General features: G+C 64.2%; 28 protein-coding genes. 8 read left to right on the top strand and 20 right to left on the bottom strand.

Features of this window, described 5'->3' with window-relative positions; genetic code table 11:
* Together tuf and fusA are read right to left on the bottom strand one after the other, a co-directional pair.
* Complete coding sequence (tuf, locus tag B7X65_RS19400) at positions 1–1,179, bottom strand: elongation factor Tu (protein WP_293595928.1); 1,179 nt, start codon at positions 1,177–1,179, stop codon at positions 1–3.
* 147 nt (positions 1,180–1,326) lie between these two features.
* Positions 1,327–3,375: an elongation factor G gene (gene fusA, locus B7X65_RS19395; protein ID WP_293595934.1), complete on the bottom strand. Its 2,049-nt coding sequence runs from the start codon at positions 3,373–3,375 to the stop codon at positions 1,327–1,329.
* Here fusA and B7X65_RS19390 point away from each other — a divergent pair.
* Positions 3,298–3,486 (top strand): hypothetical protein, encoded by a 189-nt coding sequence (locus tag B7X65_RS19390; protein ID WP_293595936.1) that lies wholly within the window; start codon positions 3,298–3,300, stop codon positions 3,484–3,486. The two genes, fusA and B7X65_RS19390, sit on opposite strands and share 78 nt — an antisense overlap.
* 152 nt (positions 3,487–3,638) lie before the next feature.
* On the opposite strand, the gene rpsG is transcribed toward B7X65_RS19390, so the two are convergent.
* The 7 genes from rpsG to B7X65_RS19355 form a co-directional block, all read right to left on the bottom strand.
* A complete protein-coding gene (gene rpsG, locus B7X65_RS19385; RefSeq protein WP_077592325.1) occupies positions 3,639–4,112 on the bottom strand; it encodes a 30S ribosomal protein S7 in 474 nt (157 codons plus the stop codon).
* A gap of 202 nt (positions 4,113–4,314) precedes the next feature.
* Positions 4,315–4,692 carry a 30S ribosomal protein S12 gene (gene rpsL, locus B7X65_RS19380; RefSeq protein WP_293595927.1) on the bottom strand — a complete coding sequence of 126 codons (378 nt, stop codon included), beginning with the start codon at positions 4,690–4,692 and terminating at the stop codon, positions 4,315–4,317.
* A 173-nt stretch (positions 4,693–4,865) separates the two neighbouring features.
* The gene (locus B7X65_RS19375; RefSeq protein ID WP_293595926.1) at positions 4,866–6,065 is read right to left on the bottom strand and encodes a D-alanyl-D-alanine carboxypeptidase family protein; all 1,200 of its coding nucleotides are present in this window, start codon (positions 6,063–6,065) and stop codon (positions 4,866–4,868) included.
* Between the two features lie 98 nt (positions 6,066–6,163).
* The gene (locus B7X65_RS19370; protein ID WP_293595925.1) at positions 6,164–6,784 is read right to left on the bottom strand and encodes an alpha/beta fold hydrolase; all 621 of its coding nucleotides are present in this window, start codon (positions 6,782–6,784) and stop codon (positions 6,164–6,166) included.
* Between the two features lie 118 nt (positions 6,785–6,902).
* Positions 6,903–7,253, bottom strand: coding sequence for a (2Fe-2S) ferredoxin domain-containing protein (locus B7X65_RS19365; RefSeq protein WP_293595924.1), 351 nt, complete (start codon positions 7,251–7,253; stop codon positions 6,903–6,905).
* On the bottom strand, positions 7,250–8,434 hold the full coding sequence (locus tag B7X65_RS19360) for a VanZ family protein (protein WP_293595923.1): 1,185 nt from the start codon (positions 8,432–8,434) through the stop codon (positions 7,250–7,252). The genes B7X65_RS19365 and B7X65_RS19360 overlap by 4 nt, the downstream gene beginning before the upstream one ends.
* 138 nt (positions 8,435–8,572) lie before the next feature.
* The gene (locus B7X65_RS19355) at positions 8,573–9,001 is read right to left on the bottom strand and encodes a CopD family protein (protein WP_096670574.1); all 429 of its coding nucleotides are present in this window, start codon (positions 8,999–9,001) and stop codon (positions 8,573–8,575) included.
* A 434-nt stretch (positions 9,002–9,435) separates the two neighbouring features.
* Here B7X65_RS19355 and hemB point away from each other — a divergent pair, with 434 nt between their 5' ends.
* The 4 genes from hemB (at position 9,436) to B7X65_RS19335 (ending at position 13,040) form a co-directional block, all read left to right on the top strand.
* The gene (gene hemB / locus B7X65_RS19350) at positions 9,436–10,455 is read left to right on the top strand and encodes a porphobilinogen synthase (RefSeq protein ID WP_293595922.1); all 1,020 of its coding nucleotides are present in this window, start codon (positions 9,436–9,438) and stop codon (positions 10,453–10,455) included.
* Positions 10,456–10,516: 61 nt separating this feature from the next.
* The gene (locus B7X65_RS19345) at positions 10,517–11,671 is read left to right on the top strand and encodes a magnesium transporter CorA family protein (RefSeq protein WP_293595921.1); all 1,155 of its coding nucleotides are present in this window, start codon (positions 10,517–10,519) and stop codon (positions 11,669–11,671) included.
* A gap of 11 nt (positions 11,672–11,682) precedes the next feature.
* Positions 11,683–12,423, top strand: coding sequence for a DUF72 domain-containing protein (locus B7X65_RS19340; protein WP_293595920.1), 741 nt, complete (start codon positions 11,683–11,685; stop codon positions 12,421–12,423).
* 38 nt (positions 12,424–12,461) lie between these two features.
* A complete protein-coding gene (locus tag B7X65_RS19335; protein WP_293595919.1) occupies positions 12,462–13,040 on the top strand; it encodes a DUF1003 domain-containing protein in 579 nt (192 codons plus the stop codon).
* A gap of 14 nt (positions 13,041–13,054) precedes the next feature.
* Here B7X65_RS19335 and B7X65_RS19330 read toward each other — a convergent pair whose 3' ends face one another.
* The 4 genes from B7X65_RS19330 to B7X65_RS19315 all read right to left on the bottom strand — a co-directional run bounded on the left by B7X65_RS19330 (position 13,055) and on the right by B7X65_RS19315 (position 15,981).
* The gene (locus B7X65_RS19330) at positions 13,055–13,705 is read right to left on the bottom strand and encodes a glutathione S-transferase family protein (protein ID WP_293595918.1); all 651 of its coding nucleotides are present in this window, start codon (positions 13,703–13,705) and stop codon (positions 13,055–13,057) included.
* On the bottom strand, positions 13,702–14,550 hold the full coding sequence (locus B7X65_RS19325; RefSeq protein WP_293595933.1) for an amidohydrolase family protein: 849 nt from the start codon (positions 14,548–14,550) through the stop codon (positions 13,702–13,704). The genes B7X65_RS19330 and B7X65_RS19325 overlap by 4 nt, the downstream gene beginning before the upstream one ends.
* A 75-nt stretch (positions 14,551–14,625) precedes the next feature.
* On the bottom strand, positions 14,626–15,318 hold the full coding sequence (locus B7X65_RS19320; RefSeq protein WP_293595917.1) for a dienelactone hydrolase family protein: 693 nt from the start codon (positions 15,316–15,318) through the stop codon (positions 14,626–14,628).
* A 60-nt stretch (positions 15,319–15,378) separates the two neighbouring features.
* Positions 15,379–15,981, bottom strand: coding sequence for a 2-hydroxychromene-2-carboxylate isomerase (locus B7X65_RS19315; protein ID WP_293595916.1), 603 nt, complete (start codon positions 15,979–15,981; stop codon positions 15,379–15,381).
* 107 nt (positions 15,982–16,088) lie between these two features.
* On the opposite strand from B7X65_RS19315, the gene B7X65_RS19310 reads away from it, so the two are divergent.
* The gene (locus tag B7X65_RS19310) at positions 16,089–16,835 is read left to right on the top strand and encodes an SDR family oxidoreductase (RefSeq protein ID WP_293595915.1); all 747 of its coding nucleotides are present in this window, start codon (positions 16,089–16,091) and stop codon (positions 16,833–16,835) included.
* A complete protein-coding gene (locus B7X65_RS19305; protein ID WP_293595914.1) occupies positions 16,835–17,473 on the top strand; it encodes a MarC family protein in 639 nt (212 codons plus the stop codon). Before B7X65_RS19310 ends, B7X65_RS19305 begins: the two co-directional genes overlap by 1 nt.
* 85 nt (positions 17,474–17,558) lie before the next feature.
* Here the strand turns inward: B7X65_RS19305 and B7X65_RS19300 are convergent, their stop codons facing one another.
* The 7 genes from B7X65_RS19300 to B7X65_RS19270 all read right to left on the bottom strand — a co-directional run bounded on the left by B7X65_RS19300 (position 17,559) and on the right by B7X65_RS19270 (position 24,356).
* Positions 17,559–18,599 (bottom strand): DMT family transporter, encoded by a 1,041-nt coding sequence (locus tag B7X65_RS19300; protein ID WP_293595913.1) that lies wholly within the window; start codon positions 18,597–18,599, stop codon positions 17,559–17,561.
* Positions 18,600–18,661: 62 nt separating this feature from the next.
* Positions 18,662–19,279, bottom strand: a complete 618-nt coding sequence (locus B7X65_RS19295; RefSeq protein ID WP_293595912.1) for a cyclic nucleotide-binding domain-containing protein — start codon at positions 19,277–19,279, stop codon at positions 18,662–18,664.
* The gene (locus tag B7X65_RS19290; protein ID WP_293595911.1) at positions 19,258–19,953 is read right to left on the bottom strand and encodes an ABC-type transport auxiliary lipoprotein family protein; all 696 of its coding nucleotides are present in this window, start codon (positions 19,951–19,953) and stop codon (positions 19,258–19,260) included. The genes B7X65_RS19295 and B7X65_RS19290 overlap by 22 nt, the downstream gene beginning before the upstream one ends.
* A complete protein-coding gene (locus B7X65_RS19285; RefSeq protein WP_293595910.1) occupies positions 19,950–20,903 on the bottom strand; it encodes an MlaD family protein in 954 nt (317 codons plus the stop codon). Before B7X65_RS19285 ends, B7X65_RS19290 begins: the two co-directional genes overlap by 4 nt.
* Before the next feature lie 166 nt (positions 20,904–21,069).
* A complete protein-coding gene (locus B7X65_RS19280) occupies positions 21,070–21,858 on the bottom strand; it encodes an ATP-binding cassette domain-containing protein (RefSeq protein WP_293595909.1) in 789 nt (262 codons plus the stop codon).
* Between the two features lie 142 nt (positions 21,859–22,000).
* Positions 22,001–23,155 carry an ABC transporter permease gene (locus tag B7X65_RS19275; protein ID WP_293595908.1) on the bottom strand — a complete coding sequence of 385 codons (1,155 nt, stop codon included), beginning with the start codon at positions 23,153–23,155 and terminating at the stop codon, positions 22,001–22,003.
* 214 nt (positions 23,156–23,369) lie between these two features.
* Entirely contained in the window at positions 23,370–24,356 is a 987-nt protein-coding gene (locus B7X65_RS19270; RefSeq protein ID WP_293595907.1) for a LysR family transcriptional regulator, read from the bottom strand.
* A 129-nt stretch (positions 24,357–24,485) separates the two neighbouring features.
* Between B7X65_RS19270 and B7X65_RS19265 the strand changes: the two genes are divergently transcribed.
* Entirely contained in the window at positions 24,486–26,003 is a 1,518-nt protein-coding gene (locus tag B7X65_RS19265; protein WP_293595932.1) for a CoA-acylating methylmalonate-semialdehyde dehydrogenase, read from the top strand.
* The last annotated feature ends 68 nt before the right edge of the window (positions 26,004–26,071 follow it).

Genomic DNA, 26,071 nt, shown 5'->3' with positions numbered 1-26,071 from the left:
TTACGCAATGATCTTGGCCACGACACCGGCGCCGACGGTTTTGCCGCCCTCGCGGATGGCGAAACGCAGACCTTCTTCCATGGCGATCGGGTTGATCAGCTTGACGGTGATCGACACGTTGTCGCCTGGCATGACCATTTCCTTGCCTTCTGGCAACTCGATCGCACCGGTCACGTCCGTCGTGCGGAAGTAGAACTGGGGACGGTAGTTGTTAAAGAAAGGTGTGTGGCGGCCGCCCTCATCTTTGGACAAGACATAGATCTCGCCGGTGAAGTGGGTGTGGGGCTTGATGGAGCCGGGCTTGCACAGCACCTGGCCGCGCTGGACGTCTTCACGCTTGGTGCCGCGCAGCAGGATACCGACGTTGTCGCCGGCCTGGCCCTGGTCGAGCAGCTTGCGGAACATTTCCACGCCGGTGCAGATGGTTTTCTGGGTGTCGGCAATACCGACGATCTCGATTTCTTCGCCGACCTTGACCACACCGCGCTCGACACGGCCGGTCACGACGGTGCCGCGGCCGGAGATGGAGAACACGTCTTCGACGGGCATCAGGAAGGCGCCGTCAACGGCACGCTCTGGCAGGGGGATGTAGGTGTCCAGGGCTTCTGCGAGCTTGAGGATGGCCTGTTCGCCCAGGGGACCTTTGTCGCCTTCCATGGCGAGTTTGGCCGAGCCGTGGATGATGGGGGTGGCGTCGCCGGGGAAGTCGTATTTGTCGAGCAGCTCGCGCACTTCCATTTCAACGAGTTCGAGCAGTTCGGCGTCGTCGACCATGTCGCATTTGTTCAGGAACACGATGATGTAAGGCACGCCGACCTGGCGGGCCAGCAGGATGTGTTCGCGGGTCTGGGGCATGGGGCCGTCAGCAGCCGAACAAACGAGAATCGCTCCGTCCATCTGGGCGGCGCCGGTGATCATGTTTTTCACATAGTCGGCGTGGCCTGGGCAGTCGACGTGGGCGTAGTGGCGGTTGGCCGTTTCGTATTCCACGTGGGCGGTGTTGATGGTGATGCCGCGGGCTTTTTCTTCGGGAGCCGCGTCGATCTGGTCGTAACCTTTGGCTTCGCCGCCGAACTTGGCTGCGATCGCTGCCGTCAGCGTGGTCTTGCCATGGTCAACGTGCCCAATCGTGCCTACGTTGACGTGCGGTTTGGTCCGCTCAAATTTGCCTTTTGCCATTTTTAACTCCAGATAAAGAACACGCCCGTGTATGGTTTAACGTTTGCACTGTGTTGCTTGTTCCATCACCACGGGCAGTGAGGGGCACACAATCGCAGACAGGAAAAAAGAAGGTACCGGCCCCTGCGGGACCGGCACCGGTTTTACTTACTTGGCGCGCGCAGCCATGATGGCTTCAGACACATTGCGCGGCGCTTCGGAGTAGTGCTTGAACTCCATGGTGTAGGTGGCACGGCCCTGCGACATCGAACGCAGCGTGGTCGAGTAACCGAACATTTCGGACAACGGCACTTCGGCCTTGATGGCCTTGCCGCCACCAACCATGTCTTCCATGCCCTGCACCATGCCGCGGCGTGAGGACAGATCGCCCATCACGTTGCCCGCGTAGTCTTCAGGTGTTTCCACCTCGACGGCCATCATCGGCTCGAGAATCACCGGGCCGGCCTTGCGGCAGCCTTCCTTGAAACCGAAGATCGCAGCCATCTTGAAGGCCATTTCGTTCGAGTCCACGTCGTGGTACGAACCGAAGTGCAGCGTGACCTTGACGTCCACCACCGGATAGCCGGCCAGCACGCCCGAAGTCACTGCCTCGTGAATGCCTTTTTCAACCGCAGGGATGTATTCGCGAGGAACCACACCGCCCTTGATCGCATCGATGAACTCAATGCCCTTGCCCATTTCATTGGGTTCGATCTTGAGTACCACGTGGCCGTACTGGCCCTTGCCGCCCGACTGGCGCACGAATTTGCCTTCGGCATCTTCGATGGTCTTGCGGATGGTTTCGCGGTAAGCCACCTGGGGCTTGCCGACGTTGGCTTCCACGCCGAACTCGCGCTTCATGCGGTCCACGATGATTTCCAGATGCAGTTCGCCCATACCGGCGATCAGGGTCTGGCCGGACTCTTCGTCGGTCTTGACGCGGAAAGACGGATCTTCCTGGGCCAGACGCTGCAGGGCGATGCCCATTTTTTCCTGGTCAGCCTTGGTCTTGGGTTCGACGGCCTGCGTGATCACAGGCTCGGGGAACACCATGCGCTCGAGCATGACGATGGCATCCGGATCGCACAGGGTTTCGCCCGTGGTCACGTCTTTCAGGCCCACGCAGGCGGCAATGTCGCCAGCGCGGATTTCGCTGACTTCTTCGCGGTTGTTGGCGTGCATCTGCACGATACGGCCGATACGCTCTTTCTTGCCCTTGATCGGGTTGTAGACGCTGTCGCCCTTTTTCAGCACGCCGGAATACACGCGCACGAAAGTGAGTTGACCAACGAACGGGTCGGTCATCAGCTTGAATGCCAGCGCGGAGAATTTCTCTTCGTCGTCGGCACGGCGGGTCACGGGCGCCTCGTCTTCATCCATGCCCTTGACAGGCGGGATGTCGATCGGCGACGGCATGAACTCGATCACGGCGTCCAGCATGCGCTGCACACCCTTGTTCTTGAACGCGGAGCCGCAGTACATCGGCTGGATCTCGCTCGCGATGGTACGCGTGCGGATGCCCAGCTTGATTTCTTCTTCGGTCAAATCACCTTCTTCAAGGTATTTGTTCATGAACTCTTCGGAGGACTCAGCCGCGGCTTCGACCATCTTCTCGCGCCACTCCTTGGCCAGCTCGACGAGCTCTGCCGGGATTTCGCTGTAGGTGAATTTCATGCCCTGCGAGGCCTCGTCCCAGATGATGGCCTTCATTTTCAGCAGGTCCACCACGCCGGTGAAGTTTTCCTCGGCGCCGATGGGGATCACCATGGGCACAGGGCTGGCCTTCAGGCGCAGTTTCATCTGCTCCACGACCTTGAAGAAGTTGGCACCGGTGCGGTCCATCTTGTTGACAAAGGCCAGACGTGGCACCTTGTACTTGTTGGCCTGGCGCCAGACGGTTTCGGACTGCGGCTGAACGCCACCCACGGCGCAATAAACCATGCAGGCGCCATCCAGCACGCGCATGGAACGCTCCACCTCGATGGTGAAGTCCACGTGGCCGGGGGTGTCAATGATGTTGATGCGGTGCTCGGGCAGGGACGTGTCCATGCCTTTCCAGAAGCAGGTGGTTGCAGCGGAAGTAATCGTGATGCCACGCTCCTGCTCCTGCTCCATCCAGTCCATGGTGGCCGCACCGTCATGAACTTCACCGATTTTGTGGTTCACGCCGGTGTAAAAGAGGATCCGCTCGGTGGTCGTGGTTTTTCCGGCATCGATGTGCGCGGAAATGCCAATGTTGCGGTAGTTTTGAATGGGGGTAGCGCGGGACATAAATTACTTTCAGTTCGGGGTTACGAACAAAGACTGCTGAAAGACGCCCTGCAATGACATCTCTCATGTTTTCTGCGCGCCTGCCAGCTGTGCGTTATGCGCTCAGCTGGCAGAAATTGGGGTTGAACCGCCAGGCGTCCAGGTGGTGGACACCTGGAGGCCGCTCGGCAACCCGTCAAATCAGCGCAGCAAATACTGCGAACGAAAAATCAGAAGCGGAAGTGGCTGAACGCCTTGTTGGCTTCGGCCATGCGGTGCACTTCATCACGTTTTTTCATGGCACCGCCGCGACCTTCGGTGGCCTCCATCAGTTCGTTGGCCAGACGCAGGGACATGGACTTTTCGCCACGTTTCTTGGCGGCTTCCTTGAGCCAGCGCATGGCCAGGGCCATGCGGCGGACCGGACGCACTTCAACCGGCACCTGGTAGTTGGCACCGCCGACGCGGCGGGACTTCACCTCAACCATGGGCTTGATGTTGCCGATGGCCATGTGGAAAGCCTCCAGCGGATCTTTGCCAGGGTTCTTTTTCTCGATCTGCTCGAGGGCGCCATAGACAATACGCTCGGCGACAGCTTTTTTGCCGCCTTGCATGATGACGTTCATGAACTTGGCAAGGTCAACGTTGCCAAATTTTGGGTCAGGGAGAATTTCACGTTTAGGGACTTCGCGACGACGTGGCATTTTTTCACCTCTTTGCTTCAGTTGGCACCGCTTTTGGCAGCACCGCGAGAGTTATCAAAACCCTCACTTACTCGACCGGCACAACAATTTGCACTTGGGTCACTTCGCTTGAAACACCTGCCAAGGTGATTCAAACACCTGTTTTTGAAGACGTCATGACAACTTCTTCTGGCGCGGGCGATAAAACCCGAGCCGGTCTGGCTTATTTGGCCTTTGGCTTCTTTGCACCGTACTTGGAGCGCGACTGCTTGCGGTCTTTCACGCCTTGCAAGTCGAGCGAGCCACGGACGATGTGGTAACGCACACCGGGCAAGTCCTTGACACGACCGCCGCGAACCAGCACCACGCTGTGTTCCTGCAGGTTGTGGCCTTCGCCGCCGATGTAGGAAATGATTTCAAATCCGTTGGTCAGGCGCACTTTGGCGACTTTACGCAGAGCGGAGTTTGGCTTCTTGGGCGTCGTGGTGTACACACGGGTGCACACGCCACGGCGCTGGGGGGAGTTCTGCATCGCAGGACTCTTGGACTTGATCTTTTCGACCTCGCGCCCCTGGCGAACTAGCTGATTGATGGTTGGCATTTAAAACGTCCCTAAACGTCTGATTTCTGACTTGACTAAATACGTGACTATTTACGTGAAAACGTGAATCTCCCCGGAAATTCCGGAAAAGCCCTCGAGTGTAGCAGTTTGGGGGGCCATCTGCAAATTTACCCCGCTGGGGGAGTGCCCAGCGACCTGCGGGGGATGGCGCCCTACTTGATCCAGAGCCGGACCGAATCCCAGGCGCGGCCCAGAATGCCGGCTTCCTCCACCGTTTCCAGCGCCACCAGCGGGATGTCCACCACGGTTTCGCCTCCGGCCACGTTGACCTTGAGCGTCCCGAGGGCCTGCCCCCGGGTGAAAGGCGCGACCAGCGGGTCGGGCCGGGCGACCTGGGTCTGGACCTTGGCGGAGCTTCCGGCGGGAACGGCAATCACGATGGCCTCGGGCCGGCCCAGCTTGACGGTGCCGGATTTTCCCTTCCAGACCGCTGGCGAAACCACCGCCTGGCCGGCATCGAACAGCTTGACCGCCTCAAACGCGGTGTAGCCCCAGTTCAGCAGCTTTTGCGACTCATTGGCACGGGCGCTGTCGCTGGCGGCGCCCAGTACGATGGCCACCAGGCGCCGGCCGCCTGGCGTGCCGGCAGCGCCCAGGTTCGGAAAGTCGCGTCTGGCCGTGGCAATCATGCAGTAACCCGCCGCGGCGGTGTGGCCGGTTTTCAGGCCATCGACCGTGGGATCGCGAAACAGCAGGGTGTTGCGGTTGGTGTCGTTGGCGGCAGGTGTGCCCGGGTAGCGGTACTTCTTGATCGCCGAAAAGCCCATGTAGTCGGGGAAATCCTGCATCAGGCGGGTGGACAGGATGCTCAGGTCGCGCGCCGTGGTGGTATGGCCCGGCTCGGTCAGGCCCTCCGGGTTCTTGTAGGCGGTCGATTTCATGCCCAGCGCCTTGGCCTGCTCATTCATGAGTTTCACAAAATTCTCGGCGCTGCCGCCCACCCCTTCGGCCAGCGCCATGGTGGCGTCGTTGCCGGACTGGACGATCATGCCCTTGATCAGGTCTTCCACAGGCACCTGCATCTTGGGATCGATGAACATGCGTGAGCCTGGCATTTTCCAGGCGCGCTCGCTGACGCCAAAGGTCTGCTTGAGGGTGATTTTTTTGGATTTGAGCGCGTCAAACACCAGGTACTCGGTCATCAGCTTGGTGAGTGAGGCCGGCTCGATCGGAATGTCAATGTCCTTGGCGGCCAGGATCTGGTTGGCCGTGACGTCGAGCAACAGATAGGAGCGGGCAGCCACTTCCGGCGGCAGCGGCATCTGTGCTTGCGCCACCGGCAACAGGACCACGGAAGAAAGCAGCACAAGCGATGAAGCCAGGCCACGGAAAGCAGTCAGGAAACGGTGCATGGGGAGATAAGACCTGAAATGGAGGAAGGGGGAAGAAAGAAGAGAAGAAGAAGAAGAAGAAGAAGAAGAGGCGGAGCGACCGGTTCGGCCTGAAAAAGTCAGCCCAGGTGGCGGGCCACCAGATTTTTCAGAAGCGGCAATTGTCCATGAAAGAAGTGCCCGCCGCCGGGGATAACCGTAACAGGCAGTACCTGGGGCCGCGCCCAGTCCAGCACCGCCTGCAGCGGCACTGTGTCGTCCTGCTCGCCATGGATCACCAGCGTCTGCGCGTGGGCCGCTTCCGGGATGGTCGCCACCGCAAAGCGGCTGGCGGCGGTGCCAACCAGCACCAGCTTGTCGATGGGGCGCAGGGCCTGCAAGCGTTCGAAAACGTGTGAAGTCACGAACGCGCCAAAGGAAAATCCGGCCAGGGCCAGCGCCCCGTCGGGCGCCAGTTGCTGCACCACCGCCAGCATGTCGTCGATCTCGCCGCGCCCCTCGTCGTACGCCCCTGCGCTGGCGCCGACACCGCGGAAATTGAAACGCACGGCGGTCCACCCGGCCTGGGTGAAAGCGCGCGCCAGGGTCTGCACCACCTTGTTGTCCAGGGTGCCGCCGAACAGCGGATGCGGGTGCGCGATCACGGCGACGCCGCGCGACGGGCCGGCGGGCGCGTCCAGCGCGGTTTCAAGCGCGCCGGCTGGGCCGGCCACACTGCTTTTCTGGGTTTGAGCGTTCATGAGAAAAATGCACCGGGTTCGGGACGCTATAAAAAAAGTAGCTGTTTGCGCCCGTCACATAAAGGCTGGAGCCATAAAACATGCCAAAACCATCGTCGACGGGCCCCGGGGCGCGGGCTCAGCGCCCCAGATGCGGGGGGGTGAGCAGCCGCTCGACCACCTGGCCGTTTTTCAGGTGGGACTCGACAATTTCGTCGATGTCCTGTGCATCCACATAGGTGTACCAGACCGCCTCCGGGTAGACCACGGCCACCGGCCCGGCCGCGCAGCGGTCCAGGCAGCCGGCCTTGTTGACACGAACCTTGCCCGGTCCGGCCAGGCCGGCCGCCTTGACCTGCGCCTTGCAGCGGTCGAACCCTTCCTGGGCCTTGTGGTTGGCGCAGCTGTCTTCACCGCTGTCGCGTTGATTCAGGCAAAAAAAGATGTGCCGCTCGTAATAGGAGCCGGGGGGTGCGCTGGGTGGGGTCATGCCTCGATTTTACTTTCGCCGGCGTCGGCGGCCCGACGGCTGGACAAACGCACCAGCACATACAGCACGGCCGCATAAGGCCAAAGCCAGCCCAGCCACTGCGCCAGACCGTTGAAACGGACGAACCGCCCCTGCTCCCAGATCTGCAGGGTCTCTGCGAAATAGGGGCCGACCGGGGCCTGGTTGAGCAGCGACAAATGAATGCTCAGCGCCAGCAGCAGCAGCGCGGCGGCGGCCCGGCGCGGCACCGGCAGCAGCAGCACGGCCAGCACGCCGCCCATGATCAGGCCGACACGCACCGGCAGGTCCAGCCAGGCCCAGGCGTGGTCCGGGCCGTAACTGAGCGCGGCGGACAGGGCGGTCAGCGCGATGCCGGCCGCCAGCGTGAGCATCAGGAAAACAGCGCGTTGCAGCAAGGTGCGGATCACGCAGTAGCCGAGCAGGCAGGGAATCAGCGCGCCCAGCGCCACACAGATCACTTCGACGCCGGGGACCAGCGGCTGCAGCTCTATGTCGCGCACCGGCAGCCACTCGAGAAACGGCGTATCGGCCAGCACGTCGGCAAGCGCGTACTCCAGCCGTTCCAGCACCTGCCCCAGACCCAGCGGCACCGAGGCCGGGAACAGCAGCGCGACCGGCCACAGGGCCAGCAGCACCAGCGCACCCCGGGCGTCGCGCACAAACCAGCGCGCCCGAAAGCGGCTCCAGCGGTCCATCGCACCGGCCCGCTCCAGCAGCCAGGCGCTGCAGGCGCCCAGCCAGGCCCCGGCCGTGTTCAGGACAAAGTCGACATTGGAGGGAATGCGCGCAGGCAGGTAACTTTGCAGCGACTCCATCACCAGCGACAGGGTGCCCGCGCCGAGCACGGCCACAGTGACCGCCCAGCGCGTGCGGCCGCTGCGCAGCGCCGCCAGGGCCAGCAGAAAACCCAGCGGCGCGTAACCGGCCAGGTTGATGCCCACATCAAAACCGGTCCAGTAGCGCGGCAGGGGCGCCGTCAGAAAGGTCAGCGGCGAGATGCCCTGGTTGCGCCACTCGGCAAACGGGTAGAGGCTGGCATAAACAATCAGGCAGACCGTGGCCAGTGCCAGCGGCCAGGAGGCAGTTGGCTCACCCCTATCGTCCGCACTCCGCTTCGCTGCGTGTCGTTCCTTATCCCCTTCCAGGGAAAGAGGTGGCACACCCCTGACATCCTCACGATGCTGCGCATCGTGTAGTTCTGCCCCCCCTTGCAGGGGGCGACGCATGGCGCCCGGCAAAGCCGGTTCGCTCGCGTCTGCTGGTGAAGGCGGGGATGGCACGCTGGCGGCCTTGTGATGCTAGAACGGCTTGACCACAACCAGGATCACCGCAGCGAGCAACAGCAGCACCGGAACTTCGTTGAACCAGCGCCACCACACGTGGCTGCGGGTGTTGCGCCGGGCCACAAAGGTCGACAACATGCGGCTGCAGGCATGGTGGTAGCCGAGGGCCAGGGCCACGATGACGAGCTTGGCGTGCATCCAGCCATTGCCGGGGCCGCGCCCTATGCCGTAACCCAGCCACAGCCACAGGCCGAAAGCCAGCGCGGGCACGGCCAGGATCGTGGTGAAGCGCAGAAGCTTGCGTGCCATCAGGATCAGGCGCTCATGCTCGGCCAGACTTTCCGGCGGCACCATCGCCAGGTTGACAAAAATACGCGGCAGGTAAAACAGGCCCGCAAACCAGCTGGCGACAAAAACGATGTGGAGTGATTTGACCCAGAGCATGCACAAAGTGTAGCCCCCACGGTTGCTCACTGCGTGTAGCGCCCTGCCCCCCGAGGGGGCCGCTGCGCCTGCGGCCCGGCAAAGCCGGTTCCGCGGCCCCTGCTGGTTTAAAACCCGCCCGCCCCTTGAGACGGCCTTCGCTTTTGACTTTGCGTGATGGCGACGGACAAAAAAATGCCCGGATGACACTGGGTCAACCGGGCCTGGAAGCCTTGTCTGCTGTGACACTTGAAGGCACCCGCTCAGGGAGGAAAAGCGGGATGCTGTCCCCAAAAGGAGACAACACGCCGCATTCTAACCACGCATGCAAGGCGATGACAAGCACCGTGCGGCCAAAGTCAAAGATAGTTTTGCTGGCTATGTTCGGTAACGCACATACGGCCGGCACCGGTGATGAATTTCCGGCCTTGACAAAGCTTTGGCACAATTTGGGCATGACCCTCCACGCCTCCAACTTCGCCCCCTACCCGCTCGGCCGGCCGCGCCGCCTGCGCCGCGACAGCTTCACGCGCAACCTCGTCCGCGAGAACGCGCTGAGTGCCCATGACCTGATTTACCCGGTGTTTGTCACCGAAGGCAGCCAGCGCCGCGAACCGGTGGCCTCCATGCCTGGCGTGGAACGGCTCAGCCTGGATTTGCTGCTGCCGGTGGCCGAAGAGTGTGTGCAGCTCGGCATTCCCGTGATGGCACTGTTTCCGGTGATCGACAACTCGCTCAAGACTTACGACGGCAAGGAAGCCTTGAACCCGGACGGCCTGGTACCGCGTGTGGTGCGCGAACTGAAAAAACGTTTTCCCGAGCTCGGCGTGATGACCGACGTGGCGCTGGACCCCTTCACCAGCCACGGCCAGGACGGCCTGCCAGACAAGGAAACCGGCTACATCCTGAACGACGAGACGATTGAGCTGCTGGTCGGTCAGGCGCTGGCCCAGGCCGAAGCCGGCGTGGACATCGTTGCGCCCAGCGACATGATGGACGGCCGCATTGGCGCGATCCGCCAGGCGCTCGAATCGCGCAAGCTGATCCACACCCGGATCATGGCCTACAGCGCCAAATACGCGAGTGCGTTTTACGGCCCCTTCCGGGATGCGGTCGGCTCCTCGGGCAACCTCGGCAAGGCCGACAAAAAGGTCTACCAGATGGACCCGGGCAACAGCGACGAAGCGCTGCGCGAAGTGGCCATGGACATTGCCGAAGGCGCCGACATGGTGATGGTCAAGCCCGGCATGCCTTACCTGGACGTGGTGCGCCGCGTGAAGGACGAGTTCGGCGTACCGACTTTTGCCTACCAGGTCAGCGGCGAATACGCGATGCTCAAGGCGGCCGCACAAAACGGCTGGCTTGACCACGACGCGGTGATGATGGAAAGCCTGCTGGCCTTCAAGCGCGCCGGCGCCGACGGCGTGCTCACCTACTTCGCCATCGCGGCAGCGCGTTTGCTACAAAAAACATAGCCATCTACGCATGACTGACAAGGGCTAGAGGCCAATTTGACCATCAACCGGACAGACCCCCGTGCAAATAGTTGAATTCACCGCCGACAGCCTGCGCTTTTCCGACACCCTGCCGGCGCAGGCGTCGGCGGATGGTTTTGTCTGGCTGTTCCTTGACCGCGAAGAATTCGAGACCCACGAGGCGCTGCTGCATCAGGCGGCTCAGCAGCTGGGCGGCTCGGCCCTGCTGGACCTGCATTACCAGGACTTGCGCAACCCGGTCCACCCATCGCATTACGACTACACCTCCATCTACGACCTGATCATCTTTCGGCGGCTGGCCACGCAAGTCGAAACCCGGGCCGAGGTCGAACACGAGACGGCGGTCGATGCCTACCACGGCCAGAGCAGCCAGCCGCGTACCAAGCAGCGCGGCGGCCTGCCTGCCTTCAACCGCATCAGCTCACGGGCCGTGGGTTTTGTGGTGTTTGACCGGCTGCTGATCAGCGTGCACCCGCGCGGCTGCTACACCGCCAAGAGTTTTATCCAGCGCTCGCTGACCGACGCCAAGTTCAGCGTGGACAGCGTGTCGGCGCGCAGCCGCATCCCGTCCAGCCCGGCTGATCTGGTGTTGCGCATGGTCAATGCCATGGTGGACAGCTACCTCGACGTGCGCAAGGAACTCACCACCCAGCTCGAGCACTGGCAGGCCGAGCTGCTCAAACCCAATTCGCGCTTCATCAACTGGGGCTCGCTGATGGGCGCACGCAGCCAGCTGCATGTGCTGGAAGACCTGTGTGACGAGCAGCGCGACGCGATGCAGGAGTGGCTCGACTCCTTGCGCGAGCAGCCGATGTCGTCCTTTGCCGCCGATGAACAGCTGGCGCTGACACGGCGCGACCACATGGTGGCGCGCGCGCGCGACGTGATTGAACACATCGAGCGGGTGGTGCACCACGCGCGCCGGCTGGAGCAATCCGCCGAAACGGTGGTGCAGATCCACTTCAGCGCCCAGAGCAACCGCACCAACGACATCATGCGCACGCTGACCGCCCTGACCGCCGTGTTTCTGCCGCTGAACCTGATCACCGGCTTTTTCGGCATGAACTTCGAGTTCATGCCCCTGATTCACCAGACCAGCGGCTTCTGGTGGACCCTCGGTTTCATGGTGCTGCTGGTGGTGGTGGTGGTGTCGGTCTTCTGGCGCAAGCGCTACCTGGCCAGAAGCAGGCGTTAGGAACCAGGGGCATGGCGGCAGTGGTGCGTATCGGTTGCGCCGGCTGGAGCCTTCCGAGGGACAGCTGGCCGCGGTTCCCCGACACCGGCACCCACCTGCAGCGTTACGCCCAGCGGTTCAACGCGGTGGAAATCAATTCGTCGTTCTACCGGCCGCACCAGCCGGCCACGTATGAACGCTGGGCTGCGGCGGTGCCTGCCGGCTTCCGTTTTTCGGTCAAGCTGCCCAAAACCATCACCCATGAAAAGCGCCTGCGCGACTGCGCATCGCTGCTGCACGGCTTTCTGGCCCAGGCCTGCGCACTTGGCGACCGGCTGGGTTGCCTGCTGGTGCAACTGCCGCCCAGCCTGGCACTGGACACCCACGTGGCGTCCGGCTTTCTGCAAACCCTGAGAAAGCAGCACACCGGCCCCATTGCACTCGAGCCCCGGCATGCCAGCTGGTTTGCGCCGTCCGCGGACGCGCTGCTGCGTTCGTTTGAAGTGGGTCGCGTGCTGGCCGACCCGGTGCTGTTTGAAGCGGGAGCGCGGCCCGGTGGCTGGCCCGGCCTGGTCTACCTGCGCCTGCATGGCTCCCCACGCACGTACTACTCGCCCTACGGCCACGCCCTGCTGGACCAGCTGGCTGCGCGGCTCGTGCTGGAAGCGGCGACGGCTGACACGGTGTGGTGCATTTTTGACAATACGGCGTCGGGCGCAGCCACAGAAAATGCCCTTTACACCTGCCGCGCGGTACAGGGTCCGGGCACCTGACAGCGGCATTTCCTCCACCGCAAGCCAAAGGAGTTGCGATGAGTTCAGCCGCCACAGCAAGACCCACCCCCTATGGTGATCCCGGGTCCGCCGCAGAACCGACCTGCGTCGACGACCTGACGCGTCAGAACGTCCAGGCCATGCAGCGCCTGGAAGAAGCCGCACTCGCCTCGCGCAGCCGTTCCGACCGCATCGCCGGCTTCATTGCCCGCTTTTGCGGCTCCATGCCTTTTGTCGGGGTGCACGTGGCGATATTTTCTGCCTGGCTACTGGTCAATTCACTGCCTGCGTTGCCCCACTTCGACCCTTACCCGTTTACCTTTCTCACACTGGTGGTGTCGCTCGAAGCGATTTTCCTGTCGACCTTCATCCTGATTAGCCAGAACCATGAGCTGCGGATCAGCGAACGGCGCAACCAGCTGGACCTGCAGATCAACCTTCTGACGGAACAGGAAAACACCAAGATGCTGCAGATGCTGGAGCGCATCGCCAGAAAAGTCGGCGTGTCGATGGACGACGATCCCGCCGTGCACATCCTGAAAAAGGCGACACATCCGGAGGCCCTGCTGGAACAGATCGAGCAGGCACAGCGCGACCGCTCCGAGGCGCCCAACTAGCCGGGCGCCGCCGCTCAGACCCAGGGCTGGGCGATCTGCTCGGTTTCGAAGACCCGCAACACCGCAGGCCGCGCCAGCATGCGCTGCAGGTAAGGCCCGAGGTGCGGACGCGTGCGGGCGGCGGGTGACTGGAAGTTGCGCGTCCAGCGGCACAGCGTGAACACATAAGCGTCCAGCGCGCTGTACTTCTCACCGGCAAACCAGGGGCCACCATGGCGTGCCAGTTCAGCGTCCAGCTGGTCGAGCATGCCGCCGATTTTTGCTTCGGCCTGCGCCTTGACCTCTGCCGCGCCGGCCGCATTGCCGGACGCCACCGAGCGTTCTGGATAGAAGTAAACAATCAGCGTGGCCTGCAAGGTGTTGGTCAGCCACATCAGCCATTTGTAGAAGTGCGCGCGCGCTGCCGTGCCCAGGGGCGGTACCAGCCCCGCTTCGGGATGCATGTCGCTCAGGTGCAGGCAGATGGCCGCGGTTTCATACAACACCAGGTCGCCATCGACCAGCACTGGGATCAGGCCGTTCGGGTTGAGCTTGAGGTAGTCCGGCGCCTTGTGGGCGTTTTGCATGCGGTCCACCAGCACGCGCTGGTAAGGCACGCCGATTTCTTCAAGCACGATGTGCGGCACCATGGCTGCGGTGCTCGGGTAATAGTGCAGACTGATCATGGCACTTTGACGCCAAACAGGGTCGCCCCGTTGTCCCAGCCGATTTTTCGTGCCACGTCGGGCGGCAAGTCACCGAGCCAGCTGCGGTAACCCTTCATGAGTTCGTCGTAGTACTGCCAGCGCTGGTTGACCCAAGTGTCCGAGCCGATCATGAAACGCCCCGGGTACTTGAGCAGCAAGGCGCGCCACTCGGGGCACAGCTTGCCCGAGTCACAGGTCAAACCCGGCCGGTAGGACAGCTCGCCCATCAACGTCGGGTAGCGGGCCAGCAGCGCCTCCACCTGCGCCACGGGCACGCCGCTGATGCCGGTGTGCGCCCAGATCAGCCGGGCCTTGGGCGCATGCGCCATCAGCAGGTCAATCGCCACATCGTCCACATGCGCGAGGATGGCGAGATTGTTCTTCCCGGCGAACTGCATCAGCTTTTTCGCCACCGGTCCGTTGGCATTGGCACTGTCGTACAGATGGAATTCGCCGATGCCCTTGTACGGTCCGGCCTGGGCGCCGCTGACGCCGCGCGCAAACTCGGCCTGCACCATCTCGTAAATCGTCTCGTCGCGATGCCAGAGTTCGTAGTCGGCGCGGTTGCGGTACAGGCGGATGAAGGGCACCACGGTGACACCGGCGCGCGCCGTCTGCTCCGAGGCCGCCAGCGCCTTGGTGCCGTCGTTGGGCCGCGAGTTGGCGACGATGGCCTTGACGCCATTGCGCTGCATACGCGCCAGCACATCGGCGGGACCATGGGGCCCCACACTGCCGTTCCAGGCCTCCTCGTTGTAATGCAGGTGCGCATCGAACAGCGGGCCGCTGTAGTCGGTCGCCTGGGCGAACGCCGAAAATGCTATCAAAAACAGAGCTGTCGGCGCCCGCCAGTCAATGGCCAGAGGCCAAAAACACCTGAAGCGCGGGCGACCCATGGTTCAGCCCAGGTGGTTGGCGAAAAACGCCAGCGTGCGCTGCTTCGCCAGCGTGGCCGCGGCCTCGTTGTACGAGCCGCGCTGGTCGCAATTGAAGCCGTGGTTGGCTTGGTAGACATGTACCGCGACGCCGGGCTGGGCTTTCTTGAAGGCCTCGACGGTGTCCAGCGGAATCCAGTGGTCCTGGTCGCCGAAGTGAACCATCACCGGGCAGGCCGGCTGGCGCGCGGGTTCATCACCCGCCGTCATGCCGCCGCCGTAATACGGCACGGCGGCCGACAGGCCGGACAGCGCGGCGGCCGCGCGCCAGGTCAGCAGGCCGCCCCAGCAGTAACCGACGATGCCGACCTTTTTGCCGCCTGTGCTTTTCGCCGCGTGGTCGATGGCCGCCTGCACATCCTGCAGCACGCCGGACGTCGGCAGGGCTTCCACCGCGGCCTTGAGTTCCATCCCGGTTTTCATGTCGGCGTCGGTGTAGCCGATGTCCACGCCAGGCCGGACACGGTGGAAGGTGGCGGGCGCGACCGCCATATAACCGGCCGCCGCGTAGCCGTCGGCGACCGAGCGGATGTGCGAATTGACGCCGAAAATTTCCTGCAGCACCACCACAGCGGCTTTCGGCGTGCCGGCCGGCTCGGCCACGTAGGCCGGAAAAACAAAACCGTCGGCGGAAGTGAGATCGATGAATTTGCCCATGGCGCAAGTCTCCTGTTCAGTTGCTGATGAATGCTTCAATTTTTCAATGTCAACTTCAATTTACTTGGCAGCGAGTTTTTTCTCAAGCAGATCCAGCCGGTCCTGGCCCCAGAAAATCTCGCCGTCGACCACGTAGCTGGGCGCACCGAACACCCCCGCATCGATGGCCTGCTGGGTGCGGGTTTCATACAGCTGCTGGATGGCCGGACTGTGCGACTGGGCCAGGCGCCCTGCATCCAGGCCGCGCTCCTGCAGAATTTCCGCCAGCACCGCGTCGTCGGCAATATTGCGCTCTTCCACCCAGACCGCCTTGAAAATCGCGCCGGCCAGCGCCATGGCCGCAGCACTGCCGTCGGCCTGGTCCACCGCCGTGATCAGCCGCGCGGCGGGGTCGCCCCCCACGGGAAAGTATTTGGGCTGGCGGTTGATCGGCAACTGCAGGTGCTCGCCGAAGCGCTGCAGTTCCACGAGTCGGTAGGCCTGGCGCTGCGGCGCGCGCTGGCCCAACGGCAGGCCGCCGGAGACCGGAAAGATTTTGCCGAAATCCACCGGCAGCACCCGCACCGCCGCGCCGGCGGCGCTGGCGATCTGCGCGAAACGCTGGTGGCCCAGGTAAGTCCACGGGCTTTGCGGCGTGAAGTAATAGTCGATGGTGGTGCTCAAGGGTGTCTCCGGTGGAAAGCTGTTTTGCGGCCGTTGCGGCCGATTGAGGTAGATTCGGGTCAACCCGGTTTGTAACCGGGATTGCATTTTTTTGCTGGAGGCCGGCTTTGTCCAACATCGTTCTGATCACCGGGGGCTCACGCGGCATTGGCGCCGCCACCGCCCTGCAGGCCGCCCGCGCCGGCTATGCCGTGGCGGTCAACTACACCGCCAACTCACTCGCCGCCGACGAGGTGGTGCGGAGAATACGCCAGGGCGGAGGCACGGCCATCACGGTGCAGGCCGACGTAGCCGAGGAAAGCCAGGTGCTGGCGATGTTTGAAAAAGTCGATGCCAAGCTCGGCCGGCTCACGGCACTGGTCAACAACGCCGGTGTGGTGGACCAGACCTCGCGGGTGGACGGCATGAGCGTGGCGCGCCTCAAGCGCATGTTCGACATCAACGTGATCGGCACCATGGTCTGCGCGCGTGAAGCGGTCAAACGCATGAGCACGCGCTACGGCGGCGCGGGCGGCGCCATCGTCAATGTCTCCAGCGCGGCCGCGCGGCTGGGCTCACCCGGCCAGTATGTGGACTACGCGGCCGCCAAGGGCGCGGTGGACGTCTTCACCATCGGCCTGGCCAAGGAAGTGGCGGCCGAGGGCATACGCGTCAACGCGGTGCGGCCCGGCATCATCGAGACAGACATCCACGCCTCGGGCGGCCTGCCCGACCGCGCGCGCGACCTGGCGCCGCAGGTGCCCATGCAGCGGGCGGGCAGCGCCGACGAAGTGGCGCAAAGTATTGTCTGGCTGCTCGGCGATGCATCGAGCTACACCACCGGCGCGTTGCTGGACATCGCGGGAGGCCGTTGATGGACTTCAAACCGCTTGTCACCCTGCTGGCCATCGTCAACCCGCTGGCCATCGTGCCGTTTTTCATTCATTACACGCGGGGATTTTCGACAGAGCAGCGACGGCGCACCATCGTCATCGCCTCGTTCAGCGCCTTCATGGTGATTGCCACCAGCGCGCTGCTGGGCTTGCAGATCCTCGAGTTCTTCAGCATCTCGCTGGCCAGCTTCCAGGTCGGTGGCGGCATGCTGCTTCTGATCAGCGCCATGAACATGCTCAACGCGCAGCCGGCCGAAGCCAAGCCGAACACCCACGAACTCGAAGACGGCGCGGAAAAAGCCGCCATGGGTGCGAGCATTGCCGTGGTGCCGCTGACCATTCCCCTGCTCACCGGCCCGGCCACCATGTCGACGGTGGTGATCTACGCAGAAAAAGCGCAGAACTTCCTGCAGCTCGGCATGCTGGTTGGTTACGGCGTGGTGATCGGCCTGGCCACGGCCGTGTGTTTCGCGCTGGCCCACCCGATTGCCCGCGTGCTCGGCAAGACCGGCATCAACGTGATGACGCGGCTGATGGGCCTGATCCTGGCCGCGCTGGCGATCGAGGTGATGACCGGCGGGCTGCTCAAGCTGTTTCCCATCCTCGGCCGCGGCCTGTAGAAAATTCGCCGCCAGCCCTTTCCAGACGGGCGCAGGCAGCTACTTTTTCAATAGCAAAACAGACTGCCCACCAAGGTCATCCGGTTCAGTGACGATGCAGGTGGTGCGCATCGGGCACATGCGGATGGGCGTGTTCCAGCGGCTCGTGGTGGTGGCGATGACTGTGCGGCCCTGCCGGCATCGGCACGTGGACGTGGTTGTGGTGGCCATCGGCGTGGTCATGTGCATGTTCGTGATCCAGAATCTCATGGCGGTGCGCATGACCGTGTGACTCCATCAGGTGCAGCAACACACCGCCCAACATCAGCAGCCCGCCGGCGCCCATCCACATGCTGACCGAGCGGTCGCCCAGGGCCAGCGCGAGCACCGCACCGATGAAAGGCGCGAAGGCAAAAACAGAGCCGGTGCGCGCCGCGCCGAAAGCCCGCTGCGCCAGCAGATAAAAGCGCAGGCTCAGGCCGTAGCCGGTGGCGCCGACCGCCAGCAGCCCGGCGGCAGCCGCCAGAGCGGGCGCCGGTTCGGCGAAAACCAGCGCGAGCAGGGCCGTGACGGTGGCGCCCAGCGCCGCCTTGACCAACACCACCTGTCCCGGGTCGCGCTCGGCGAGCGCACGTGACAGGGTGTTGTCCATGCCCCAGGCGGCCGTGGCCACCAGCACGGCCAGCAGGCCGGCGAGCTGGGCCCCGCCGAGCCGGGCCTGGTCCAGAACCAGCACGGCCCCGCCGGCCAGCAACAGCGCCATGGCGACCCAGACGCGCAGGCCCAGGGTCTCACGGTAAAGCCGCCAGGCCAGCAGCGCCGTGAACAGCGCCTCCAGGGTCAGCATGAGGGATGCACTGGCGCCGCTGGTGCGCTGCAGGCCCCAGGCCAGCGCCACCGGCCCGATCACGGCGCCGAAGGCCACCACCGCCAGCAAACGCCGCCCGTCGCTGCGCTGCAGACTGGCCTCCTGCTGGCGGCCTTTCCTGAGCAGCGCGCCGGCCAGCGCGGCACCGGCGTACAACAGGGCTGCCGTGGTCAGCGGCCCCAGGCCCCGGCCCAGGTACTGCACCAGCGGCGTGCTGACACCGAAAAGTGTCGCCGCCAGCAACGCCAGCAGGCCGCCGCGCAAAGCGGGTGTGTTCATGCCCGGATCCTCAAGAGATCAATCAAATCAGCCTCCAGCCCAATACCAACAAGCGTCAACAGCTATCTTTTTTGCAGCAAGCGGACCAGACGGTTGCTGGTGTTGCGCAGCCGCTGGGCCAGCAGCTGGGTGATCTTGACCATCAGCTTGGCGCCGACGCCGGGGTGCTGGCGTATCAGCTGCCCGATGGCGGCGCGGCTCAGCACCGCGGCCTCCACCGCGTCGATGGCGGTGCAGGTGGCGTAACGCACGTCGCGGTCGAACATCGACATTTCGCCGAGGACTGCGCCCTCGGTCGTCACGCCGAGGCGGGACTTGTTGTCCGCGGTGTCCGGGTCGTCGTCGTTCGCCAGCGTGGTTTTGGTCACATCGACCGTGCCGCTGAGCAGCAGCAGCATCCAGTCGCCGGCATCCCCCTCGGCGATCAGCACCTGCCCGGGCTGCGCGCGGATCAGCAGCATGGCGTCACCGAGCGTGTCGAGCTCCTTCATGGTGAAGTCTTCCAGCAGGGCCGAGTGCTGCAGCAGCCCCGGGCCGCGGCCTGACATCTTCTGGCAGCTGCCCAGCACTTCCAGCCCGGCCTGCCGCAACTGGTCTTCCAGGGAAGCCGGTGCCCCCGTGCCCGCCGCTTCGGGTGCCGGCGGCGACGCGGCGGCGTTCAGGGGATCTGCTGCAGCCATAACGAGATCTCCTCGATCGCAGCGTCGGTCGCCGCGGTCAGCGCCCGCACGCCGCCGGCCGCGTCGGCGCTGGTGGCCGGCCGCTGGACCGTGAAGTAGCGCTGGGCCAGCAGTTTTTCGCCGCTCGGCGTGTTCTCCACCAACGTGGCGTGCAGCCGCACCAGGCCGGTGCTGCTGGCGGGCGACTGGAACAGGTGGCTGAACTCCTCGAGCTGCAGCTGCAGCGTGCGCGGCGGCGGCCCCAGAGCGGCGCTTCGGTTCAGGGCCGGACCTTCCCCGGCGTTGAAGACGGCCCGGTCGCGGCCCAGCGTCTCGCGCAGGCGCTGGCGCACCAGCTGCGCAGGCGGCATGCTCCAGCGTGCCTGCGAGTAGGGCCGCAACTGCTGCGCATCGGCATAGGCCAGCCGGTACAGCACCGCCTGGTTGTCGAGTACGCCGCCGGGCGTTGAAATGTCGCTAAGTGCCAGCGCCGGCAGCGGCGCCTGCCGGGTTGCGGGCGGCGTGTTCAGGAGGCCGGGCCCGAAGTCGTAGAGCGCGGCGCGCAGCGGCTTGTCGGGCAGGGCCGAGCAGGCGGCGAGTGTCAGCGCCACCAGAAAAATCAAGCCAAATCGGGCTCCAGCCTTTTTCTGGCGGGCGCCGGCAGCTACGGTATTGATAGCATTTACGGGATTCATGGTTTTCCTCCGGGAGCGGTAAAGCCCGCCTCACCCGGACCGGGCGTGGGCGGGCCGTTGCCGAAAATCAGCGATTGCGGGTTGTCGTCCACCGCGTTGACGGTGCGCCGGAGCTGACGCATGGCGCGGGCGGTTTCCTCGGCCACTTCACCCAGCCTTGGCAGGGTGGCCGCGCTGAAGGTCTCCACCGTGGCCGTCAGGGCGGCACCGCCTTCGGCCAGCTTGTCGAGGGGCCCGCCCTTGGCGTTGAGGCGCCCGGCCGTGGTGTTCACTTCGTTGGCGGTCCTGGACACATCATCGGCCGCGGTCTTGAGCGACTTCATGGTGACGCTGGCCTCCTGGCTCAGCCTGGGCAGTGAAGACACCACCGGGTCCAGCTTCAGGGCCACCTTGTTGATGCTGTCGGCCGCCTGGCCGAACTGCTGGACAGCGCTCATCAGCGCCTGCTGGTTGCTGTCGCCGAGCAGCTTGTTGAGTTTGGTGCTGGCCGCCTCGACCTGGTCCATGATCACTTCGCTTTTGTCCAGCAGCTTTTGCAGCAGGCCGGGCTTGAGCGGGATGCGCGGCGGATCGTCGTCGTTGGGCACCAGCAGCTCTGTAGAAGGACCGTCGTCTTCGAGCTGGATAAAGCCCAGCCCGGTGACGCCCTGCGAGCTCACGGTAGCAAACGTCGATTGGGTCAGGGGCGTGCCGACATCGACCGAAATGCGCACCAGCACATTGCCCTTGGTCTTGTGGTCAAAGCCGATGAACTCGACCTTGCCGACCGGCACGCCGCGAAAACGCACCTGCGCCTGCGGCTGCAGGCCCGAGAGCGTCTCACGCGTGGACAGCTCGTACAGGTGGCGCTCGCCGTTGTCGCGTGTCAGCCAGACGGCCAGCAGCGCCAGCAGCGCAGCCACCACCAGCACAAAAGCGCCGGCGGCGATGGCATGGGCTTTGTTTTCCATTTTTGAAGTCCTTACTATCTCTGTGAGGTGGTTCCAGAAATTCGTTGATCGGGATGCAGTGCAAGGCGCCCGGAGCGCAGGACACCGGAATGCACTTCGGTGCATGAGGATTCCGAGCACCGCGCAACGCAGCAATGCGCCCGAACTGCGGATTTATGGAGGCACCTCATACGGTGAAGGGGTATTCGCGCAGCAGCTCCATCGCGCGCTGGCCCCGTTCGCCGAGAAAAAATCGGCGGACAAACGGGTGGGGAAAGGCAATCACGTCCCGGGGCGGGCCGCTGACAATGACCTGCCTGTCGGCCAGCACCGAAATGCGCGTGCTGAGCTCGAACAGCGTGTCCAGGTCGTGCGTGACCATCACCACGGTGAGCTCCATGTCGCGGTGCAGCGAGCGCAGCAGGGCGCAGAAGCTGTCGGAGGCTTCCGGGTCCAGACCGGCGGTCGGTTCGTCGAGCAGCAGCAGCGGCGGGTCCATGATCAGGGCGCGCGCCAGCGACACCCGCTTGACCATGCCGCCGGACAGGTCGGCGGGCATCTTGTCGGCATGTTCGGGCGCCAGGCCAACCATCTGCAGCTTGACCATGGCCGCCTCACGGATCAGCGCGTCGGGCAGGGTCTTGAGCTCGCGCAGCGGGAAGGCAATGTTCTCCAGCACCGTGAAGGCCGAAAACAGCGCCCCGTGCTGGAACAGCATGCCGACACGGCGCGCCGCGCCGCGCTTGCCCAGCTCGGCCGCCGGTTTGCCCAGCACCGTGATCTCGCCGCGGGTCGGTGCTTCCAGCCCCAGCATCTCGCGCAGCAGCACGGTCTTGCCCGATCCCGAGCCGCCGACCAGCGACATGAACTCGCCGCGCTCAATGCGCAGGTTCAGGTCCTGGTGAATGACGGCCTCTTTCTTGCCGTTTTTGAACACCGTCCACAGATCGCGGATATCCACAATGGCATCACTCATTGCGCACACCCCAGCGTTGTTCCACCAAAAGTTACCCCACACCTTCCAGCAGGGGCCGCGGAACCGGCTTCGCCGGGCCGCAGGCGCAGCGCCCGCTCGGGGGGCAGAGAGCTACACGCAGTGAGCGAACGTGGGGGCCAAGTCATACACCGATACTCTTGAACAAAACTGCAAAAAGTGCATCGACCAGAATCACGACCGTGATCGAGGTGACCACGGAGGCCGTGGTGCCCTGACCCAGGCTTTCGGTGTTGGGTTTGACACGCAGGCCGAAATGGCAACCGATCAGCGCAATCAGCACACCAAACACGACCGACTTGGCCGTGGCCAGCGTCAGGTTGGCGGCGTCCACCGCCTCGGGCAGGGCATCGAGGAAGAAGGACGGCGTCACGCCCATGACCAGGTCGGCAGCGAGCATGCCGCCGAGCAGGGCCGCGATGGTGGTCCAGACGCTGATCAGCGGCATCACGATGGCCAGCGCCATGGCGCGCGGCATGACCAGCCGGTAACTGTGGGCAATGCCCATCACGCGCATGGCATCGAGCTCTTCGGTCACCCGCATCACGCCGATCTGAGCCGTGATGGCCGAGCCGGAACGCCCTGCGATCAGGATGGCGGCGAGCACCGGCCCGAGCTCGCGGATCAATGAGATGCCCAGGATGTTGACGATGAAGGCGTCGGCGCCGAACTGGCGCAACTGCTGCGAGATCAGGTAGGCGAGCACCACACCGATCAGGAAGCCGACCAGGGCGGTGATCGGCAGTGCCGTCGCACCGATGTGGTACAGGTGGCCGGAGAGGTCGCGCCAGGGGCCTTCGCGCGGATTTTTGACCAGCTTGATCAGGTTCAGCAGCAGCCGGCCCACCAGGACCAGCAGGTCCGCGCCGTGATCCACCACCTTCAGAACACCTTCGCCCAGCGACAGGAAATTTTCCCGGAAACCCGGCGCCGGCGGTTCGGGCCGGTCGGTACTGAACTGGGCCACGCGGTCCAGCACCGCGCGTTGCGGCGGCAGGACCTCCAGCTTCTCGGGCCACTTCCGGCCCCAGTGGTCCCACAACACCTGCGCGCCCAGATGGTCGAGCTGGTCGATCTGGCGCAAGTCCCACAGGGCGGTGCCGGCTGCCGCAGCATCCAGCGCGTTCAACTGGAGCGTCAGCGCCTGCCACGCCGGCTGGGCCGTCAGCTCGGCGGCCGTCCACGGGCCCAGCACCCGGTAACACGCACCTTCGGGCGTGTCTTGCGGGTCGATGTGCGGAGCAGATTCGCGCGCGGCGTCGTCCTCCGGAGATGGCATGTGGTCGATAGGTGCAAACAGCTTGGGATCGATGGGCGGAACAGGGCGGCGCTCCGGTCCACACGCGTGACAGCCGCCCATTCATTGCATATTAAAGCAGCGGCCGGCGCAGGCGCTACAGCATTTGTCCCCAATCCATACTCCGCCCTGTCCTACAGCGCGGTGGACGCGGCTTGCATGGACGGGCGGGGCCCGGGGGCACCTGGCGAAGGAGTCAGTCCGTGCCCCAGACCGCCTCAAGCGCGTGCCAGGCACTGGCCACCACCGGCGCCTCGCGCTGCGCGCTCAGGCTGACAAAACTCAGCACGCTTTGCAGGCTGACCTGGTCGGCAATCACCAGGCCCGCGGCGTGCGACTCGCGCATCGCGATCGAGTCGCGCACCAGGCTCAGGCCCACGCCGGACTTCACCAGATCCAGCATGGACGCCTCCTGGTCCACCAGCGCCACCCGGTGCGGCTCGACACCCAGCGGGCCGAACACACTGGCCAGCAGCCGGTGGTGCGCCGAGGCAGGCGGCGTGCCAATCCAGGGCAAGGCCGCCAGGGCTTTCCAGTCCTTGCCGCGCACCTGCGGCCCCCAGCCGGCCGGCGCCAGCACCCGGTAGGTGAAGTGCGTCAGCTCCCGGACGGCAAAACGTGCCACCCGGCCGGGCGCCTGATCAGCTCCTGAATGTATAGCTGCCGACGCTTGTAGGGAAAGGGCTGCAGTCTGATTCTTAACAAAATCATGGGTCTCCCCCAGCGGCTGGGCCGGCGTGCCGAGGTAAAAGCCCACATCGAGATCGCCCCGGTCGATTTGCGCCAGCACCTCGCCGCTCATGGCTTGGCGCAGTTCCGTTTCCACCTGGGGCGCGGTTTCCACCAGCACCTTCAGAAAGGCCCCGAGCCGGGTGAACTCGGGGTCGAGGATGGTGCCTATGCGCAGGCGGCCGCGCACCTGGCTGTGCAGGCGGGCGGCGGCGTTTTTGAAGTCGCCCTGCGCGGCCAGCACTTTTTCGGCCAGCGGCAACAGGGCCGCGCCGTCGCGCGTCAGGTTCATGCCCTGCGCGCTGCGCTTGAACAGTGTCAGCCCCGTGGCAGCTTGCAGGCCTTTAATCTGCAGACTGACGGCCGGCTGGGTCAGGGCCAGCTTGTCGGCAGCGCGCGACAGGCTGCCCTCGCGGGCCACCGCCACAAAAATCCGGAGTGTCTGGATGTCCATTATTAGTAATATTTATAACACTTCTGAGAAATTCAAACTAGCAAAAGTCGGCCTGGTCCGCTAACCTATTTGATTGATCACAGGTTAATTGCAGGAGACCGCCCCATGAATGATATGAGCCGCCCAAATATGAACAGCAGCATCCAGGCCATTGGCCACGCCATCAACGGACGAACCGTGCCCGGCAACTCCGGGCGCGCACAGGACGTCTTCAACCCCGCCACCGGCGCCGTGACAGGCCACGTGGCGCTGGCCAATGCCACCGAGGTGGACGCTGCCGTCAGCGCGGCGCAGGCCGCCTTTCCGGCCTGGGCCGACACGCCGCCGATACGCCGGGCACGCGTGATGTTCAAGTTCCTCGAACTGCTGAACCAGAACAAGGACAAACTGGCGCACATGATCACGGCCGAACACGGCAAGGTCTTCACCGACGCCCAGGGCGAGGTCTCGCGCGGCATCGACATCGTCGAGTTCGCCTGCGGCATTCCGCAGCTGCTCAAGGGCGACTTCACCGACCAGGTGAGCACCGGCATCGACAACTGGACGCTGCGCCAGCCGCTGGGCGTGGTGGCCGGCATCACCCCTTTCAACTTCCCCGTCATGGTGCCGATGTGGATGTTCCCGGTGGCCATTGCCGCGGGCAACTGCTTTGTCCTCAAGCCCAGTCCGATCGACCCGAGCGCCAGTCTGTACATGGCCGAGCTGCTCAAACAGGCCGGCCTGCCCGACGGCGTGTTCAACGTGGTGCAGGGCGACAAGGAAGCGGTCGATGCCCTGCTGGTGCACCCGGACGTCAAGGCCGTGTCTTTTGTCGGCTCCACGCCGATTGCCAACTACATCTACGAAACCGGCGCGCACCACGGCAAACGGGTGCAGGCGCTGGGCGGCGCGAAGAACCACATGGTGGTCATGCCCGATGCCGACCTGGAGCAGGCGGTCGATGCACTCATCGGCGCGGGTTACGGTTCGGCCGGTGAGCGCTGCATGGCGATCTCGGTCGCGGTGCTGGTCGGCAACGTCGCCGACAAACTCGTTCCCATGCTGGCTGCACGTGCCAAAACACTGGTCGTCAAGAACGGGGTCGAGCTCGATGCCGAGATGGGCCCCATCGTCACGGCCGCAGCCCACCAGCGCATCACCGGCTACATCGACACCGGCGTCCAGGAAGGCGCCAAACTGCTGGTCGACGGCCGCGGCTTCACCGGTCAAAGCGCGGGCGCCGGTTGCGACAAGGGCTTCTGGATGGGCGGCACGCTGTTCGACCATGTGACCCCGGAGATGAAGATCTACAAGGAAGAAATTTTCGGTCCGGTGCTGGGCTGCGTGCGTGTCAAGGACCTGGCCGAAGCGGTGAACCTGATCAACGCCCACGAGTTCGGCAACGGCGTGAGCTGCTTCACGCGCGACGGCAATGTGGCGCGCGAATTCTCGCGCCGCATCCAGGTCGGCATGGTCGGCATCAACGTGCCGATTCCCGTGCCCATGGCCTGGCACGGCTTTGGCGGCTGGAAGAAAAGCCTGTTCGGCGACATGCATGCCTACGGCGAGGAAGGCGTGCGTTTTTACACCAAGCAGAAGTCCATCATGCAGCGCTGGCCCGAGAGCATTGGCAAGGGTGCGGAATTCGTGATGCCGACCGCCAAATAGCCCCCCCGAAGCGGCCTGCGGCCCGGCGGAGCCGGTTCCGCGATGGCCCAGGTCCGGACCGCGCTTGA

It is taken from the genome of Polaromonas sp. 39-63-25, assembly GCF_002278925.1.
GTDB lineage: Bacteria > Pseudomonadota > Gammaproteobacteria > Burkholderiales > Burkholderiaceae_C > Polaromonas.
This window is presented reverse-complemented; position numbering and strand designations above follow the sequence as displayed.

Coding starts and splice junctions, on each gene's coding strand:
- tuf (WP_293595928.1), bottom strand. CDS start 1,179: ATGGCAAAAGGCAAATTTGAGCGGACCAAACCGCACGTCAACGTAGGC.
- B7X65_RS19390 (WP_293595936.1), top strand. CDS start 3,298: ATGAACTTCACCGATTTTGTGGTTCACGCCGGTGTAAAAGAGGATCCG.
- rpsG (WP_077592325.1), bottom strand. CDS start 4,112: ATGCCACGTCGTCGCGAAGTCCCTAAACGTGAAATTCTCCCTGACCCA.
- rpsL (WP_293595927.1), bottom strand. CDS start 4,692: ATGCCAACCATCAATCAGCTAGTTCGCCAGGGGCGCGAGGTCGAAAAG.
- B7X65_RS19375 (WP_293595926.1), bottom strand. CDS start 6,065: ATGCACCGTTTCCTGACTGCTTTCCGTGGCCTGGCTTCATCGCTTGTG.
- B7X65_RS19370 (WP_293595925.1), bottom strand. CDS start 6,784: ATGAACGCTCAAACCCAGAAAAGCAGTGTGGCCGGCCCAGCCGGCGCG.
- B7X65_RS19365 (WP_293595924.1), bottom strand. CDS start 7,253: ATGACCCCACCCAGCGCACCCCCCGGCTCCTATTACGAGCGGCACATC.
- B7X65_RS19355 (WP_096670574.1), bottom strand. CDS start 9,001: ATGCTCTGGGTCAAATCACTCCACATCGTTTTTGTCGCCAGCTGGTTT.
- hemB (WP_293595922.1), top strand. CDS start 9,436: ATGACCCTCCACGCCTCCAACTTCGCCCCCTACCCGCTCGGCCGGCCG.
- B7X65_RS19340 (WP_293595920.1), top strand. CDS start 11,683: ATGGCGGCAGTGGTGCGTATCGGTTGCGCCGGCTGGAGCCTTCCGAGG.
- B7X65_RS19335 (WP_293595919.1), top strand. CDS start 12,462: ATGAGTTCAGCCGCCACAGCAAGACCCACCCCCTATGGTGATCCCGGG.
- B7X65_RS19330 (WP_293595918.1), bottom strand. CDS start 13,705: ATGATCAGTCTGCACTATTACCCGAGCACCGCAGCCATGGTGCCGCAC.
- B7X65_RS19320 (WP_293595917.1), bottom strand. CDS start 15,318: ATGGGCAAATTCATCGATCTCACTTCCGCCGACGGTTTTGTTTTTCCG.
- B7X65_RS19305 (WP_293595914.1), top strand. CDS start 16,835: ATGGACTTCAAACCGCTTGTCACCCTGCTGGCCATCGTCAACCCGCTG.
- B7X65_RS19300 (WP_293595913.1), bottom strand. CDS start 18,599: ATGAACACACCCGCTTTGCGCGGCGGCCTGCTGGCGTTGCTGGCGGCG.
- B7X65_RS19295 (WP_293595912.1), bottom strand. CDS start 19,279: ATGGCTGCAGCAGATCCCCTGAACGCCGCCGCGTCGCCGCCGGCACCC.
- B7X65_RS19290 (WP_293595911.1), bottom strand. CDS start 19,953: ATGAATCCCGTAAATGCTATCAATACCGTAGCTGCCGGCGCCCGCCAG.
- B7X65_RS19285 (WP_293595910.1), bottom strand. CDS start 20,903: ATGGAAAACAAAGCCCATGCCATCGCCGCCGGCGCTTTTGTGCTGGTG.
- B7X65_RS19280 (WP_293595909.1), bottom strand. CDS start 21,858: ATGAGTGATGCCATTGTGGATATCCGCGATCTGTGGACGGTGTTCAAA.
- B7X65_RS19275 (WP_293595908.1), bottom strand. CDS start 23,155: ATGCCATCTCCGGAGGACGACGCCGCGCGCGAATCTGCTCCGCACATC.
- B7X65_RS19270 (WP_293595907.1), bottom strand. CDS start 24,356: ATGGACATCCAGACACTCCGGATTTTTGTGGCGGTGGCCCGCGAGGGC.
- B7X65_RS19265 (WP_293595932.1), top strand. CDS start 24,486: ATGAACAGCAGCATCCAGGCCATTGGCCACGCCATCAACGGACGAACC.